Source organism: Hafnia alvei, assembly GCF_034424155.1.
GTDB lineage: Bacteria > Pseudomonadota > Gammaproteobacteria > Enterobacterales > Enterobacteriaceae > Hafnia > Hafnia alvei.
On sequence record NZ_CP139992.1, the window covers coordinates 349,324 to 366,442 of the forward strand.

Genomic DNA, 17,119 nt, shown 5'->3' on the forward strand with positions numbered 1-17,119 from the left:
ACCCTTAATGGTGGCGTTTTTGTTGGGTGAACTAGACCATTTTCGTGGCGCCACGAAAATGGTCTCTATTTTTTAGTGACGGGTGTTTGTAATCCCTTTGAGCCTAGCTTTCTGTCCTGAGCTTTGACTCGGCGCTGGAGTTTCTTAAGATCCTCTTCAGCAGGCAATTCCTCTGGTTTTATATGCCTTGATCCCAACATGTCCCGCACGCTGATATTATTTTGTTCGTGCTCTGACGTGATGGGCTGCTCACCGTGAAGGTCAATTTGCTGCACGTTATAATTGGTCATCTCGGTCGCTAGATTTTTAGCGGCAATAGTCAGAGTGGGAAGAAAATCGGCTAATGGGCGGTTTTTCACAATTCCGTACCGGTCTTTCATATCTTGAGTGGTATGCCCACCAAATAGTGCGGCGTCACCTCGAGAGCGAATGCGAGAGAAACCGGCATCATCAATACCGCGCTCATAAATATTCTGCGACAGCGCCTTCTCTGACTCTTTCAATCGATCTCTTGCCTCTAAGCGTTCGTATAAGCGCATACGATCTTCGATAAGCTCTTGTTTGCGAGTTTGTACGGCAAAGTAACTCTGAGCAAAGGCAATTTCCGGCTTACGTGGATCGCCATTCTGAGCAATCAGATAGCAGGCGTAACGTGTCAGAATAAGGTCTTCAACCGCCCGTTCCGCGCCGCTGCCCAGCAGAACCATTTTCGTGACGCCACGAAAATGGTCGAGTTCTTTGAAGCCAGATAAACGGCAGGCTTCAATGGATCTGATGATGGCGGTTTGGAAGTTTTCCCAACGCACATAGCCCAGATGAGGCTGAAGGTCGCGCGCGAACCAAAACTCGATACCATCAGAATCAGTGCGTTGTGCGAGTGAATCGAAATGTTGCTGTAACATCTGAAGCTTTTTATCTAATGCCATGGAAAATCCCTCTAAATAAGTAACGTCCAAAGATGGGCGTTATCCCTTGTTCAGAGGGGGACTTCCACGGCGTTTCGCTAGCTTTGCGAAGCGTATCGCAGGGTATTTAACCTTGCATACAGGCTTTGCGCTTCAACCAATCCTTCCCTTCCACAAATCGCGTCACCATCATGGCGCAGACGGTATTTCCTGTGGAATTCAACAGCGTTGCGGGAACGTCGATGATGGTGCTGATAATCATGATGGTGCCGACTAACTCAGGTGAGAAACCAAACACCGAGCAGATCATCAATTCACCGGTCATCCCGCCGCTTGGGATCGCGCCCATGACGGCACCGACGAGGAATGCGACGCTGATGATGGCGGCGATATTCATCGGATCGCTCATATCTTTATGGAATAGCGTAAAGAGGAATACGATTTTGATGATGCCGCCGATTACCGAGCCATCTTTATGCGTGTTGGCACCCAAAGGGATGACAGTTTCAGCGATATCATGGGGGACGCCCATCTTTTTAGTCGCAATCAGGTTTGCTGGAATACAGGCAGCGCTGGATGAGGTGGCGACGGCGGTAATCGCTGGCGTCAGTACGTTAGACCAAAAGACTTTAACGCCCAGTTTTCCACCTGCAACAAACGCATACAGCGTGTTTGCACCAAAAAAGTAGATCACGGTCAGGATGAGGTAAAGCAGGAAAGCATTCAGATAGCCATTGATAATCTGCGGCCCTAAATGACCAACCGTAGCGGCAAAGTAGCAGCCTAAGCCAACCGGTGCGGCGTACATGATGATTTTCACCATGCGAAGAATAACGACGGTGCCTGAGGTCAGAAAGTTGGCGATTGGCTGACCTTTTTCCCCTGACATCGAGGTAGCTAATCCTAACAACACGGAGAACACGATCAGCGGCAGCAGGCTAGATTTGGTAAACAGCTGCAGGAAATCAGGCACGGTAAAGGTATTTACGATGATTTCACCGAGGCTTTTGCCGTGTGAATCCGGCGCAGGTGGCAAATGTGCAATCAGCGTACTGACGTCGACGTTTTGGAATGGGTTATAAATCTGGGTACCGATGAAGGCGATAACGGCGGCAATGAGCGCGGTGCTTAGAAATACGGCAAAAACCGTTCCCATAATCTTGCCCAGACGCGCCATCTGTTTCATTTCAGCGATAGAAGACGAAATGCTGAGAAACACCAGCGGCACAATGACGACAAACATCAGATTAAGGAAAAGATCCCCGATCGGCTGCACAATTGCGGCCTTTTCTCCGAAAACGATACCGGATAGCCCGCCGAGGATAATCCCTAGCAGCAAGCAAATAGTAAAACCATAATGACGTAGTATTTTCATATTATTTTATTTCTCAATCGTTAGAACACCCTGGCATAAGCTGCGGTAATCATTCGCGATCAGGCGAAAGTTGGCCGGACGACATAGTAAAACGATTAGCAAAAAAATGTCGCGAAATGTGAGGGCCGTTAAGTTTCTATCTGAGGATTTACAGATTTATTTTGGTTTGGGGATAGACGACAAAATAGCCATTTTGTTAACTTGATCACATAAAATGATTAACGGCACAGAGGAACATCGATGCCAGGAACCAAACAAGCGAGCGCTATCGCGAAGATTTTGCAGTGGATTTTGAATGCTGGTCTGTTAATGCTGGCCGTGATTTTAGTGGTGTTTTTAGCGAAAGAAACCTTCACGCTAGGAACGGTGCTGTTTAACGCCAGCGAAACCGCATCCTCATATCTGCTCATTGAAGGGATTGTTATCTACTTCCTTTACTTCGAGTTCATTGCGCTTATCGTGAAGTATTTCCAGTCGGGATATCACTTTCCCTTACGTTATTTTATCTACATCGGTATTACCGCAATCATCCGTTTGATTATTGTCGACCACAAAAATCCAGCCGATACGCTGATTTATTCGGCGGCCATTTTGGTTCTTGTGGTGGCGCTATTTTTAGCGAATACAGAAAAACTCAAGCGAGAATAAGGCGAAAAGAAAAGGCGGCCAATAGGCCGCCAAAATCGTTATCGCTTTAGCGATAACGGGATCGAATAACTGCAATGGCACAACAAAGACACAGGTTTTAACGCATTACCCTTTCACACCGCCGGACGTGAGTCCGCCCACCAGCCAGCGCTGAGCTAGCAAGAATACGGCAGTAATTGGAATAGCAGACAGCACCGCCGCAGCGGCAAAGTCACCCCACAGATAGTTTTGCGGATTAAGGTATTGCTGCATGCCGACGGCCAACGTATAGCTATTCACATCACGCAAGAGCAGAGACGCCACCGGCACTTCGGTAATTGCGGCAATAAATGACAAGATGAAGACCACCGCCAAAATAGGTACCGACAACGGTAAAAGCACCAAGCGGAAAGCCTGCCAAGGTGTAGCGCCATCAAGAGCCGCGGCCTCTTCTAACGAGTTATCGATAGTTTCGAAATAGCCCTTAATCGTCCAAACATGCAACGCAATCCCACCCATATAAGCGAAAATTACGCCGCCGTGGGTATTAAGACCCAGGAACGGCACATACTGGCCGATACGATCAAAGAGCGCATACAGCGCCACTAGCGACAGCACGGCTGGGAACATTTGGAATATCAGCATGCCTTTCAGCAGCGAGCTTTTGCCTTTGAATTTCATGCGCGCAAAAGCATAAGCACAGGTGGTGGAAAGCGTCACAATGCCTATTGCCGTAACCACGGCGATTTTAATCGAGTTCCATAGCCATAAAAGAACCGGGAACGGTGGCGGAGTGACGCTGCCATCTGCGTTAGTCACGCTCATTCCCAACGCCAACTGCCAGTGTTCCCAAGAAATATTCTCGGGAATAAGGCTGCCGGTCGCAAAGTTGCCAGAGCGCAGCGAGATAGCGATGACCATCAGCAGCGGAAACATGATGGTACAGATAAAAGCCAGCAGCATCAGATGTGTAAACAGCAGGCGTAAACGCTGGGATTTCGGTTGAACCATAGCCATGTTGTGGTCCCTCTCCTTAGTCGAAATTCATTTTGCTGGCTTTCAGATTCAGTATCGCCAACGCGCCAACCAACAGGAAAATCAGTGTGGCAATCGCTGCCGCTAAACCAAAGTCTTGTCCACCGCCGCCTTCAAACGCGATGCGATAGGTATAGCTCACCAGCAAATCGGTATAGCCTGCCGGCGTAGAGGTCCCGAGCATATCTGGACCGCCGTTGGTTAATAGCTGAATCAAAACAAAGTTATTAAAATTGAAGGCAAAACTGGCAATCATTAGCGGTGTTAACGGCTTGATCAGCAATGGCAGCGTGATGCGGAAAAAGTTCTGCATTGGGCCAGCGCCGTCCATCGCCGAGGCTTCGTACAAATCGTCTGGAATGGCTTTGAGCAAGCCCATGCACAAGATCATCATATACGGATAGCCGAGCCAGGTATTGACGATCAGAATCATGCTTTTGGCGGTGAGCGGATCGCTAAACCAAGCGGGTTTAATACCGAACAGATGGCTGAGCATCATGTTGATTTCACCGAAGCTTTGGTTGAACAACCCCTTAAAGATCAGTATGGAAATAAACGACGGTACGGCATAAGGCAGAATGAGCATCACGCGATACAGCGCCTTACCTTTTAACGCTTCCCACTGAACCACACATGCCAGCACCATGCCGACGGCAACGGTGAACACCACGGTTAAGACCGAGAAGATAATGGTCCAGATAAAGATGCTGACGAACGGCTGGCGGATACCTTCATCCTGTACCACGCGTAAAAAGTTTTTCCAGCCAATAGAAACGGTGAATCCAGGGCTGAGCTGTTCATTTTCCCATTGCCCTTGTGCATTCACCGCTTGATAGAATCCTACGTCGGTATTCGGACGATAGACGGTGCCCGTTTGATTGTTTTTGAGGGTTTCACCGTCTTGCTCAAGAGTATATAGCGGGCTGGTTCCGGCGAACTGACGCAGGGAACTCATGCGCAATTCACTGCTTTCGGGCAAAACTGCCACGATGTTATTTAAGGCCTGACGGTTTTGAGTAATCACCCGCAGCGTAGCGCGATCGCCCGTCTGTTCGGCGCTTTCTGGTTTCATGGTTAAGCGCTGTTCTTGAGCGCTGAAGCTAAAAGGATCTGAGATGTAAAGCCGATCGTTTTCGGGATTGGCTAGCTGTAAGCGCCACCGATCGCCTACGGGGTAAAGGCCAAAGCCGTAAGTTTTACCCGTGGTGAATTGACGCTGCATTAACACCGACTGTGCGCGTTCAAAGGTGAGCTGGTTAGTGCTGCTGTAATTGGTGAATGCGATGGCGATGGTGCAGATAAGGGGAAAGAGTACGAACAACCCCATTCCCGCAAGCCCCGGATAGACATAGCGCCACGCATAGGCTTTGCGATTGGCAAAAATGTAGAGTCCAGAACCCAGCAAAACCAGTGTCAGCATAGCAAACAGGTACTCGCCCTGTGCGTACATCACAATGGTGAGATAGCCCGTAAACAGGCACATGGCGGCGATAACGATCCATTTTAGTATGTCACTCTGCCACCATTTATCCGGCTTCGCGATTGGATATTCTGTATGGGATAACGACATCAAACTCTCCCTCATTTCTCTTACGCCGGAGGCGGTTACGGACAACTTAAATTTCGATGTTCAGACCCTATCCAGCCCATGCCGAGATCGCTGAGCAAACCCCTCCTCAGTGAAGAGGAGGGTTAGAGTGGAGTCATTTACTGATGAACTTATTTGGCGATACGTTGCTCTGCGCCGGTTAAGGCTTCTTTCACACTCTGACGACCATTTACCGCGTTGATAATGGCGCTGCGCTCGGCGTACCAGAAGGCGCTCATCTGCGGGATGTTTGGCATGATTTCGCCTTTTTGGGCGTTTTGCATGGTGGCGGCGATTTTCGGATCTTTTTCCAGCGTTTCTTGGTAGGACTTCAGTGCAACCGCGCCCAGTGGTTTATCTTTATTAACCTGCTCCAGACCGGCATTGGTCATCAGGTAGTTTTCCAAGAACTCGGTGGCCAGCTCTTTATTCGGGCTAGCGGCATTGATGCCTGCGCTGAGTACGCCAACAAACGGTTTGGATGGGTGGCCTTTGAAGGTTGGCAGCAGGGCAACGCCATAGTTGATGTTGCTCTTATCGATGTTTGACCACGCCCAAGGGCCGTTAATGGTCATCGCGGTTTGCCCCTTATTGAACGCGGCTTCAGCGATGGAGTAATCGGTATCTGCATTGATATGCTTGTTTTTCACCAAATCAACGATGAACTGTAGGCCAGCCTGAGAGCCCGCATTATTCACGCCCACATCTTTGATGTTGTAGGTGCCGTTATCATATTTGAAGGCATAGCCGCCGTCGGCTGCGATGATTGGCCATGTGAAGTACGGTTCTTGTAGATTCCACATGATGGCGCTTTTGCCTTTAGCGCGCAGCTCTTTGTCTAGTACCGGAATTTCTTCCCACGTTTTTGGCGGCTCTGGCAGAAGGTCTTTGTTGTAAATCAGCGACAGTGCTTCAACGGCCACTGGGTAAGCAATCAGTTTGCCGTTAAAACGAACGGCGTCCCACGTGAATGGATAAAGCTTCTCTTGAAAGGCTTTAGAAGGATGGATTTCAGCCAACAGGCCAGACTGTGCATAACCCCCGAAACGGTCATGAGCCCAAAAAATGATATCAGGACCATCGCCGGTAGCCGCGACCTGCGGGAACTTCTCTTCCAGCTTGTCTGGATGCTCAATCAGCACTTTGATACCGGTTTCCTTCTCAAACTTTTTACCGACTTCGGCCAGGCCGTTATAGCCTTTATCGCCGTTAATCCAGATAACCAGTTTGCCTTCTTCAATTTTAGCGAACGCGGAAGAGGAGAGAACCAGTGTCGCCAGTGCCGAAAGGGCGAGGGTTCTGATGCCTGATTTCTTAGTCATTATCCAATCCTTCTTGTTCTGTTTCTGTCGAGGTATGAGTTGATGTCTGTACCACCGAGCATGGAAGCCGAAGCGGTTCAGATAAGCCGTAGAGTACGAATCGTTGTTAGCCCCTGCTTGTAGGGGATTTCTGATGCAGTGCCATACTCCTTTACACGAGATTGCTTCTCATCCTCCCCCCTTCTACGCCCCAAGGGGGTTTCTTGTGATCTACTTAACACTACCGCCTATTCTGTGGATGTAGACACAAAATCACAGGGTTATTTTTGCAAGCAGGATCACGAATTCACTGAAAGGTATGAACTTTTCACCGCACGCTATTTTCTCTCATCCTCCTATCTCCTCCCCCATGAAAAACTTTGTTACGGATGATTACGCTTCTTTGCTTAACGCGCACTATCGGCAGCAATCGATAAGGCGCATCTGCTGAACGGCATGGCTAAGGATTAGGCCCGCTGAGATGTCGCGTTAGTGGACCTCATTAGTGATAGACAGGAGTAACGCATGGCGAGCGTAGCACTGCGAAACGTATATAAGGCTTACGGAGACGTCGTCATTTCTAAAGACGTTAACCTTGAAATCCAAGACGGCGAGTTTGTGGTTTTTGTTGGGCCGTCTGGCTGTGGTAAGTCGACACTGCTGCGCATGATTGCGGGTTTAGAAGATATCACTTCCGGTGAGCTACTTATTGCAGGCAAGCGCATGAATGAAGTGCCGCCCGCTGAGCGCGGTATTGGCATGGTTTTTCAGTCTTATGCTCTGTATCCGCATCTGTCCGTTGCCGACAATATGTCGTTTGGTCTCAAACTCGCTGGCACTAAAAAAGCAGAGATTACCCAGCGGGTGAATCAGGTTTCTGAAGTGCTACAGCTGGCTCATTTGCTCGATCGCCGCCCTAAGGCGTTATCCGGCGGTCAGCGTCAGCGCGTTGCGATTGGCCGAACGCTGGTGGCTGAGCCCGACGTATTCCTGCTTGATGAACCGTTATCAAACCTAGACGCCGCTTTGCGTGTGCAAATGCGTATTGAGATTTCCCGTCTACATAAGCGCCTAGAGCGCACCATGATTTATGTTACCCACGATCAGGTCGAAGCCATGACGTTGGCCGACAAAATTGTGGTGCTGGATGGCGGTAGCGTCGCGCAGATCGGCAAGCCGCTGGAGCTTTACCACTATCCGGCTAACCGTTTTGTTGCGGGCTTTATCGGCTCGCCAAAAATGAATTTCCTACCCGTCAAAGTGACCGCCGCAGAACCGCAGCGAGTTCAGATTGAATTACCTAACCGCCAATTAGTATGGCTGCCGGTTGAAGGCACGGATGTGCAGGTTGGTGGCAACCTTTCGCTGGGGATCCGTCCTGAGCATTTGCTGCCGAGCCATGATGCTGAAGTCACCTTGGAAGGGGATGTTCAGGTTGTTGAGCAGTTAGGCAACGAAACCCAAATTCATATTCAGATCCCCGCGATTCGTCAAAACCTTGTTTACCGCCAGAACGATGTGGTGCTGGTAGATGAAGGCGCAAAATTTGCCATTGGCCTGCCACCTGAACGCTGTCATCTGTTCCGAGAAGATGGTGTCGCTTGCCGACGGCTGCATAAGGAGCTGGGTGTCTAGCTCTGGGTTAGAGAGATGTTAGTTAACAATACGTTAGACCATACGTTGAACAAAGAACACTTATAACTTTATGCCGTCAGGCAACCCCTTCAGGAGAATGATGATGACTTTGCGCAAGGTACCTTTAGCACTGGCTGTTGCGAGTGCGGTGCTGTCAACACAGGCACTGGCTGTAGATTTCCACGGTTACGCACGTTCCGGTATCGGCTGGACCGCAAGCGGCGGTGAACAGCAGTGTTTCAAAGCGACGGGAGCTCAAAGTAAATACCGTTTGGGTAACGAATGTGAAACTTATGCGGAATTGAAGCTGGGCCAAGAGCTATGGAAAGACGGCGATAAGAGCTTCTACTTTGACACCAACGTAGCGTACTCCGTGCAGCAGACCAATGACTGGGAAGCGACAGATCCTGCCTTCCGTGAAGCCAATATTCAGGCTAAAAACGTCATCGAATGGGCTCCGGGCTCTACGCTGTGGGCGGGTAAGCGTTTCTATCAACGTCATGACGTTCATATGATCGACTTCTACTACTGGGATATTTCAGGTCCGGGTGCAGGTTTAGAAAATATCGATCTGGGCTTCGGTAAACTCTCTATCGCCGCAACCCGTAACACCGAAACTGGCGGTTCAAACAGCTTCAGCTCCCAACAGCAGCGAGATTTAGTTAAAGACACCGCCAACGACGTCTACGACGTGCGTCTAGCCGGTTTGGAAACCAACCCAGGCGGTACGCTGGAATTAGGTTTTGACTATGGTCGTTCTAACCTAACCGATGGTTATCATCGTGCCAAAGATGCCTCGAAAGACGGCGTCATGCTGACCGCGGAACATACTCAGGCTATCTACAGCGGCTTTAACAAATTTGTCGTTCAGTACGCGACAGACTCTATGACCTCAAACAATTCAGGTCATTCAGAAGGCTCTAGCGTCAACAACAACGGTCACATGATCCGCGTTCTGGATCACGGTGGTATCGACTTCAATGACAAGTGGGCATTGATGTACGTGGGTATGTATCAGGATATCGATCGCGACGATAAAAACGGTACTACATGGTACACCGCAGGTATTCGCCCAATGTACAAATGGACGCCAATCATGAGCACCTTGATGGAGTTCGGCTATGACAATGTGAAATCACAGCGCACTGGCGATAACAACAACCAGTACAAAGTGACGTTGGCGCAGCAGTGGCAGGCTGGCGACAGCATCTGGTCACGCCCAGCAATTCGTCTGTTCGCAACCTACGCGAAATGGGATGAGAAATGGGGCTATGCAACCAACACCGACACCGGATACAGCGATGGTGTTGCATACAACGATAACAGCACTCACAAATTCAGCCGCGGAAATGACGATGAAGTCACCTTCGGCGCGCAGATGGAAGTTTGGTGGTAACGGTTGTTTGACGGCGGCGGGACGATCCCGCCGCGTTTGATTGAGCTCTGCTGCTTTCTTGCCATAGCGGCTGAGCTGTCTCTAAGGTGGTTCATAATGAAAAGCAAAATGAATAATAAAATCAAAGCTGTCATGAAAAAGAATACCATCGCGTTGAGCGTAGCCTTGGCGATGTTCAGCGTAATGCCGCTTAGCGTTCAGGCGGATGGCACCATCCAACCGGCGAATGTTGCCACGGCACCGGCGATCCCTGCTAATACGTTACACCAGCTACCTTGGGAGCCATTGGTTCCTCCAGTAACGAAAACGGCAACCTTAACCAGCAGCAGCGCGCAGTTGCATGTCGGTGATATCCAAGGGGCGGTAGGGGCTTTTGCATTACCGGCCGATCGGGGTTCACTTGAAATTACCATCAGCAGCTTGGTGGAAGGCAAAAGGGTCTATGCCCCAAGCGTAATGGTTTTAGATGAAAATATGCGGCCTGCGGCATTTTATCCAAGCAGCTATTTCAGTTATCAACAACCGGGCGTGATGAGTGGCGATCGTCTGGAAGGCACGCTGAAATTGACGCCTGCGCTAGGGCAAAAACAGATCTATATGGTGATCTACACCACGTCGCAGGATTTAGCCAAAACGACCCAAATGGTTGATCCCGCGAAAGCCTATGCGGCTGGTGTAGGAAATGCGGTGCCAAATATTCCTGATCCGATCGCGATCCATCAGTCTACGGGCACGATCAAGATCAAGGTGAAGGCAGAACAGAATACCGGCAACGTGATGATCGGCGGGATCTTGCCGATGGCACCCAAAGAGCAGCCCGTAGTGGTAGGCGCTGCAGCGGCACCGGTTGCTACCGCGCCGTCAAAACCGGCTCAGCCAATGCTCAAAGATACCGACGAATATTTCAATAAAGGTATCCGTGATGCAGTGAAAGGCGGAGATATTGATAAGGCATTGAAATTGATGAATGAAGCTGAACAACTTGGTTCAACCACTGCCCGTGAAACCTTTATTCACAGCGTGAAAGGCAAGGGTTAAACCCGCGCTGTGGAAGCTGGCTCTTTGACTGGGTGCCCTTCGGGGCACCTTTTTTTGTTTTGTATTTTCCTTCCTTGTTACCAAATTGATCATCTATTGCTACTGCTCTGCCTACGTCGGGTAATCTGAGTTACAATGAACCTCCCATTTTCAGCGTGGGCGAGGGTCGGCGCTAAATTCTGTTTTGGAGTCACCGGAATGACTGACTGTCATCCGTCGTTGGACGTTACTCATTGGCACCCCATTCATGAAGTTGATTTGACTGCGCAGCAGCACAGTTGGCTGGGCGAGTGCCAATCCATGACCGCGCGTTTTGAGCGCTACTGCGACAAAGTCACTATCGTTCCACGGCGCGAAGGTTTTATCACGGCTCAATCGTTAGGCGAAGAAGCCATGCTGCTTCCAAACTGTGAGCGCTTTTGGCTACGCGAAATTTTGCTGTGTGGTGATAATGTGCCGTGGTTGTTTGGCCGGACGCTGATCCCCGAAACATCTCTGACTGGGGAAGAGGTCTCCTTGTTGACGCTAGGTACAGTTCCGCTTGGGCGCTATTTGTTCAGCGCTGCGGAGCTTACGCGTGATTTTATTCAGGTGGGTTCTCAAGGAGAACTGTGGGCACGGCGCAGCCGTTTACGTTTGTCTGGTAAACCTTTGTTGTTAACCGAACTTTTTTTGTCTGAGTCTCCGTTGTATGGTGTTAATAATGAATTGTGATGTCGTCATCATTGGAATGAATGACTGGAGGGATTCGTGACTCAAACCAAATGGCAGGCCTATTGTCGCCTGATGAGAATTGATAAACCGATTGGTTCGCTGCTGTTGCTTTGGCCCACCTATTGGGCGTTGTGGCTAGCGGGCGGTCAAATTCCGAGCCTAAAGCTGCTGGTGGTATTTACGCTGGGTGTCTTTTTCATGCGTGCCGCCGGATGTGTGGTTAATGACTTTGCCGATCGTCGTGTAGACGGTCACGTTAAGCGCACGGCGCATCGCCCACTGCCAAGTGGCGCAGTGACGGAGAAAGAGAGCAAGATTCTGTTTGTGGCGCTGGTGTTGGTTTCTTTTGGGCTGGTGTTAACGCTTAACGCTATGACGATTTGGCTATCGGTTGCGGCTCTTGCGCTGGCTTGGGTCTATCCCTTTATGAAACGCTTTACCCATTTGCCACAGGTTGTGCTGGGTATGGCGTTTGGATGGTCAATCCCGATGGCGTATGCCGCCGTAAGCGAAAGTTTGCCGTTGAGTTGCTGGTTGCTGTTTCTGGCGAATATTTGCTGGACGGTAGCTTATGACACCCAGTATGCGATGGTGGATAGGGACGACGATCTCCGCATTGGTATCAAGTCTACGGCGATTCTGTTTGGCCGCTTCGATAAGCTAATTATTGGATTGCTACAGCTGGCGACACTGTTGTTGATGGTGTGGATTGGTTATTTAAACCAGCTGAGCGGCGCTTATTACTGGGGCATTTTACTGGCTGGGGCGCTGTTTATTCACCAACAGAAGCTGATTGCACTGCGTGAGCGTATGCCTTGCTTCCAAGCTTTCTTGAATAACAACTATGCGGGATTGGTGTTGTTTATCGGCATTGCGCTTTCAATTTGGATCTGACATTAGGGTCTGAAAAGCACAGGTTCTCACCTATAGAAAAGGCGCCAATCGGCGCCTTTTCTTATTTACTCAAGAGAGATTAACGAGACGTTATTCGCTCTTGTCGCTATCGTCTTCGGCCGGAGGCAAGGTTTCCATCTCAGGCGCGCTAACGCTTTCAATGGTCAGCTTAATCTCTGGCGTTATCATCGCGACCAGCAGGCTATAGATTTCCATGGTGTGTTCAGGGATCGCATCACCAACGTCGTTGATGTAGCCTTCGGAACGCAAGGTTCCCACCAAGGTAGCAAACACTGCTTTGTCGAAGAATTCTGGTGCGTTAATGCCGTGCAGAACCGACAAACGCTGCGCCATAATACGGCTCTCTTTTTCCAGCGCACCACGGCTGATACTTGGGTTCGCGCTAAGCAGAGAGAAGGTGATGGCATAACGTTGCAGGGTTTCACGAACGCCAGCAGCCAAAAGCTGCAACGTGCGGATACGGCCTGGATTCATCACCAGCTCGTCGCCCTTCGCACAAATCAATTGCTGGCGGCACAGCTCGGTAATAATCGGTTCAAACACCTGCGGTAAGTTGCTGCGCTCATAATGTAAGAACAACTCTTCCTTCAGCATTGGGTAGAGTAAATCCACCTGACGCAGCAGCTCTGAACGCGAGATGCTGTTATGGTTCATCACCATATTGGCAATTAGCGACGGCAGCACCAGCATATGCTGAATGTTGTTGCGGTAATACGTCATCAATACTGCCTGTTCACGTGGCAGTATGATGAGCTCGCCGATGTTGTCTTTTTCCACTTCAAACTTATCCATCTGAAGCGCATGTTTCAGCAGCTCTTCGGCGGTTTGGTTCGGCGTGGTGGCATCTTCGGCATAAGGCGCATTACGCAACAGCTGCAGATAGCAGTCTAGCTGTTCTAACAGTTGCTCACGCGTCAGCGCACGCTGACGAGAAGCCAACAGTGCGGTTGAACAGAGGTTCATCGCGTTAGCGGCAGCCGATTTATTAATGTTCACCATCACGGTATTGGCGATAGCGTTAACCGTTGGTGTTAACCAGCTTGGGCGCTGCGCTTCGATTGGGTCGATAGATTCGCGCCATTCAGGAACGTGCTGATTCAGCCAGTTGTTGATCGGGATCGGCTCACCAAAGTTTACGTAACCCTGTCCCAGATTGCGTAGCTTACGCAGCCCGCGAACCATCTGAATTAGGCTCTCTTTCTCTTTGGTGGCACCGCGCAGCTCTTTGGCGTAGGTAGCCACTTCCATCACGTGTTCGTAGCCGATATACACCGGAACCAGCGTGATTGGGCGCTTACCACCGCGCAGCATGGCCTGAATGGTCATGGCCAGCGTACCCGTTTTAGGCTCAAGCAAACGGCCCGTGCGTGAACGGCCGCCTTCCATAAAGTATTCAACCGAATAACCACGGCTGAACAACTCGCCTAAGTATTCACGGAATACGGTGGAATAAAGCTTATTCCCTTTGAAGGTACGACGAATAAAGAACGCACCTAAACGGCGGAAAATCGGACCGGCTGGCCAGAAGTTCAGGTTGATACCGGCAGCGATGTGCGGCGGCACCAAGCCTTGATGATAAAGCACGTAGGACAACAGCAGATAGTCCATGTGGCTGCGGTGGCAGGGAACATAAACAATCTCATGACCGTCCTGCGCTAATTTACGCACGCGCTCGGCGTTATGGACGTTGATCCCTTGGTACAAACGGTTCCATGTCCAGCTCAGCACACGATCGGATAAACGTACCGCTTCGTAGGTGAAATTGGCTGCGACTTCTTCCATCAAAGCAACCGCATTTTGCTGGGCTTTTTCACGGGAGATTTTTTTGGTACGCGCCTCGTCCTCAACCGCTTTCTCAATCGCTTTGGATGAGAGCAGTTTATTAAACAGCGCTTGGCGATCGGGCAGGCTTGGACCCACAGCGGCTAAGCGCTGACGAGAGAAGTGCATGCGCGCTACGCGTGCGAGTTTCTGGGCGATAGTTTGGTCAGTGCCGTGCTCATCTGCCATATAGCGCAGTGAAACGACGTTAGAGAAACGCACGAAGCTGTCACGACCTAGCCAGATAACGGCAAAGAATTTTTGGATACCGTTAAGCAAACGGAGCTGTGGGGCTCCGCTGTGGCCTTCACGACCCGGAGAGCGCCCAAACATAACCGACACCGGGATCATTTGGATATCCAGTGACGGGTTATTGCGGTGCAGATCCAGATAGTCATGGAACAGTTTGACGGATTCTTGCTTCGGCGCGTAATAACGGAATACGCGCGGGCCATCGTCAATGAAGACGTAGCGTGGCAATATAGTGCCGTCAATTTCGTTATCGTCGAGTGGATCAGGCAGGTCCTGAGCCAAACAGCGATCTCGGAAGGTCAATAAATCCGCTTTTGAGTTATAAGGTAAGACATACAACACCGGGCGGGTGGTGTCTAAACGTAGCTCTGCCACCGGTTCAGAAGGGATTACCTTGCTTTTAACCAGTAGCTTCAGCGGTAGATTCAATAAATTATAGTAAAATTTACGCCAACCTGACATAAAACAGAAAGCCTCTTGTTAGCCATTCGCCGCAAGGATACCAGAAACACGGTTTGAGATCTGTGGTGATGAGTGAATGAGAAGTCGCTAAAATCACATAAGACTTCTAAATTTTGATGGAATTAAAATGAATAGCACTACCGGATTGACTCGAATTGTTAAAGCCGCTGGTTACTCGGTGAAGGGATTGAAAGCGGCGTGGAAACACGAGGCGGCATTCCGCCAAGAATTGATGCTGATGATTGTGGCCGTGGTGATTGCTGCATGGCTGGATGTCTCTATTGTTGAACGTATCTTGCTGATAGGCTGCGTTACGCTGGTGGTGATCTTAGAAATCGTTAACAGCGCGATTGAGGCCGTTGTTGACCGTATCGGGTCTGAGTTCCACGAGCTCTCCGGACGCGCGAAAGATATGGGCTCTGCCGCAGTATTTGTTGCCCTGTGGTTGTCTGCTTTTATTTGGGTCAGCATCCTGTGGGGACACTATATGTAATGTGAGTATGTGCTTACATTCATAATGCATTAAGGCCACCCTTGGGTGGCCTTAATATTATCTAGCAGGACAAGCAGAGCGGTTTAGCTCCACAGAGCCAGAATCGGCCAACCTACCAGCAGCAGCAGGGAAATGTAAATCACACCGAAGATAGCACCCAAGCGCCAGTAGTCTTTGGATTTCACATATCCACAGCCGTAGATGATAACCCCAGGGCCCGTGGCATATGGGGTTAAGCAGCCCATGATACCGATAGACAGTACCAGCAGAATACACAGGTGTTCCATAGGCACGCCTGGGATACCTTTACCTACGGCCAAAATCACAGGCAGCATGGTAGCGGTATGTGCAGACAGGCTGGCAAACAGGTAGTGAGCGAAGTAGAACACCAATACCAGTACAATCACGGTCGCATTTGGCGAGAAGCCTTCCAGATGCGTGCTCATGGTGTTAGCAAACCAGTCGATAAAGCCTGAACGAGTCAAACCGTTCGCCATAACCACTAACGTGGCGAGGTTTACCAACGTATTCCATGCGCTGTTGTACTTCGTGATGTCTTTCCAAGGCACAACGTGCAAGGCCAACATCAATGACACCGCCAACAGACCAACCGCAGTGGCATCGATGAAATCGCCGCCGAAGACCCACAAACCCAAGCTCAGCAGTACTAAACCAATCAGGGTGATCTCTTTACTGGTTAAGCGTCCCATCTCTTTTAATGCGCCACCGGCCCACTCAGAGACTTCTTCGCTGTGCGTAACTTCTGGTTTATACAGCACATAAGATAACCATGGAGCCACGATCAGCAGGATAAGGCCCACTGGCAGGAAGCTCAGGAACCACTGCAGCCAGCTAATCTGAATGCCCGCGATTTTACTCACGAATTCCAAGCCCAAGACGTTTGGCGCAGCGCCGGTCACGAACATAGAAGAACTCAGACTGGTACTGATCACCATCATCCACATCAAATAACCACCGATACGACGCGATGACGGATCGTTAGGGAATGACTTGAACAGCGGTGGCAGGTTCTTAATAACTGGGAATACGGTACCACCGGTACGCGCAGTGTTAGACGGCGTGAACGGAGCCAACATGATATCAATGATAACAATGGCATAACCAAGAGTAAGTGTTCGCTTACCCATGAACTTAACCATGAACAGCGCAATACGACGCCCTAGACCGGTGACTTCATAACCCAGAGCAAAAATGAATGCGCCAAACACCAACCACACGGTGGTGCTGGAGAATCCAGCTAGACCCCATTTCAGGGCTTGTTTGCCCGCATCAAAAGCCGGATCGGCCAGCTCTTTTGCATCAAACAGCAGATAGTTGCTGCCAATAACGCAGATAGTGACGGCGATAAAACTGATTGCCGTAGCAGGGATAGGCTCCAAAATCATCCCAACGATCATAGCCACAAACACGGCGAAATAGTGCCATGCCTGCGGAGGCATACCATCAGGAACAGGAATAAGTAGCATCACTGCCATAACCAGCAGCGGCGCGACTAATTTCCATATCTTATCTTTTGAAACAGACATAACTGATTCTCCAAG

General features: G+C 50.0%; 14 protein-coding genes. 7 read left to right on the forward strand and 7 right to left on the reverse strand.

Translation table 11 applies throughout. From position 1 onward, the window contains the following. Positions 1-65: 65 nt before the first annotated feature. Together dinD and U0008_RS01600 are read right to left on the reverse strand one after the other, a co-directional pair. Positions 66-926, reverse strand: coding sequence for a DNA damage-inducible protein D (gene dinD, locus U0008_RS01595; protein ID WP_121626111.1), 861 nt, complete (start codon positions 924-926; stop codon positions 66-68). A 106-nt stretch (positions 927-1,032) separates the two neighbouring features. Further along, positions 1,033-2,280: a dicarboxylate/amino acid:cation symporter gene (locus tag U0008_RS01600; RefSeq protein WP_040044755.1), complete on the reverse strand. Its 1,248-nt coding sequence runs from the start codon at positions 2,278-2,280 to the stop codon at positions 1,033-1,035. A gap of 240 nt (positions 2,281-2,520) precedes the next feature. On the opposite strand from U0008_RS01600, the gene psiE reads away from it, so the two are divergent. Beyond that, the gene (gene psiE, locus U0008_RS01605) at positions 2,521-2,928 is read left to right on the forward strand and encodes a phosphate-starvation-inducible protein PsiE (RefSeq protein ID WP_025802457.1); all 408 of its coding nucleotides are present in this window, start codon (positions 2,521-2,523) and stop codon (positions 2,926-2,928) included. A gap of 105 nt (positions 2,929-3,033) precedes the next feature. Here psiE and malG read toward each other — a convergent pair whose 3' ends face one another. The 3 genes from malG to malE all read right to left on the reverse strand — a co-directional run bounded on the left by malG (position 3,034) and on the right by malE (position 6,852). Further along, complete coding sequence (malG, locus tag U0008_RS01610) at positions 3,034-3,924, reverse strand: maltose ABC transporter permease MalG (protein ID WP_025802454.1); 891 nt, start codon at positions 3,922-3,924, stop codon at positions 3,034-3,036. 16 nt (positions 3,925-3,940) lie between these two features. Next, a complete protein-coding gene (gene malF / locus U0008_RS01615; RefSeq protein WP_043490444.1) occupies positions 3,941-5,512 on the reverse strand; it encodes a maltose ABC transporter permease MalF in 1,572 nt (523 codons plus the stop codon). Positions 5,513-5,661: 149 nt separating this feature from the next. Then, positions 5,662-6,852: a maltose/maltodextrin ABC transporter substrate-binding protein MalE gene (malE, locus tag U0008_RS01620; RefSeq protein WP_043490446.1), complete on the reverse strand. Its 1,191-nt coding sequence runs from the start codon at positions 6,850-6,852 to the stop codon at positions 5,662-5,664. A gap of 504 nt (positions 6,853-7,356) precedes the next feature. Here malE and malK point away from each other — a divergent pair. From malK to ubiA, 5 genes are all read left to right on the forward strand, one after another. Next, on the forward strand, positions 7,357-8,466 hold the full coding sequence (malK, locus tag U0008_RS01625; protein WP_043490449.1) for a maltose/maltodextrin ABC transporter ATP-binding protein MalK: 1,110 nt from the start codon (positions 7,357-7,359) through the stop codon (positions 8,464-8,466). Between the two features lie 97 nt (positions 8,467-8,563). Next, positions 8,564-9,862: a maltoporin gene (locus tag U0008_RS01630; RefSeq protein WP_130992517.1), complete on the forward strand. Its 1,299-nt coding sequence runs from the start codon at positions 8,564-8,566 to the stop codon at positions 9,860-9,862. A gap of 132 nt (positions 9,863-9,994) precedes the next feature. Continuing rightward, a complete protein-coding gene (malM, locus tag U0008_RS01635) occupies positions 9,995-10,900 on the forward strand; it encodes a maltose operon protein MalM (RefSeq protein ID WP_043490505.1) in 906 nt (301 codons plus the stop codon). A gap of 198 nt (positions 10,901-11,098) precedes the next feature. After that, complete coding sequence (gene ubiC, locus U0008_RS01640) at positions 11,099-11,614, forward strand: chorismate lyase (protein ID WP_043490453.1); 516 nt, start codon at positions 11,099-11,101, stop codon at positions 11,612-11,614. Positions 11,615-11,686: 72 nt separating this feature from the next. After that, positions 11,687-12,508 (forward strand): 4-hydroxybenzoate octaprenyltransferase, encoded by an 822-nt coding sequence (gene ubiA, locus U0008_RS01645; protein WP_230599734.1) that lies wholly within the window; start codon positions 11,687-11,689, stop codon positions 12,506-12,508. Between the two features lie 90 nt (positions 12,509-12,598). Here ubiA and plsB read toward each other — a convergent pair whose 3' ends face one another. Next, positions 12,599-15,064, reverse strand: a complete 2,466-nt coding sequence (gene plsB, locus U0008_RS01650) for a glycerol-3-phosphate 1-O-acyltransferase PlsB (RefSeq protein ID WP_043490456.1) — start codon at positions 15,062-15,064, stop codon at positions 12,599-12,601. A 127-nt stretch (positions 15,065-15,191) separates the two neighbouring features. Between plsB and U0008_RS01655 the strand changes: the two genes are divergently transcribed. Beyond that, a complete protein-coding gene (locus U0008_RS01655; RefSeq protein WP_025802436.1) occupies positions 15,192-15,557 on the forward strand; it encodes a diacylglycerol kinase in 366 nt (121 codons plus the stop codon). A gap of 83 nt (positions 15,558-15,640) precedes the next feature. Here the strand turns inward: U0008_RS01655 and U0008_RS01660 are convergent, their stop codons facing one another. Continuing rightward, positions 15,641-17,104, reverse strand: a complete 1,464-nt coding sequence (locus U0008_RS01660; protein ID WP_043490458.1) for an anion permease — start codon at positions 17,102-17,104, stop codon at positions 15,641-15,643. Between the last annotated feature and the right edge of the window lie 15 nt (positions 17,105-17,119).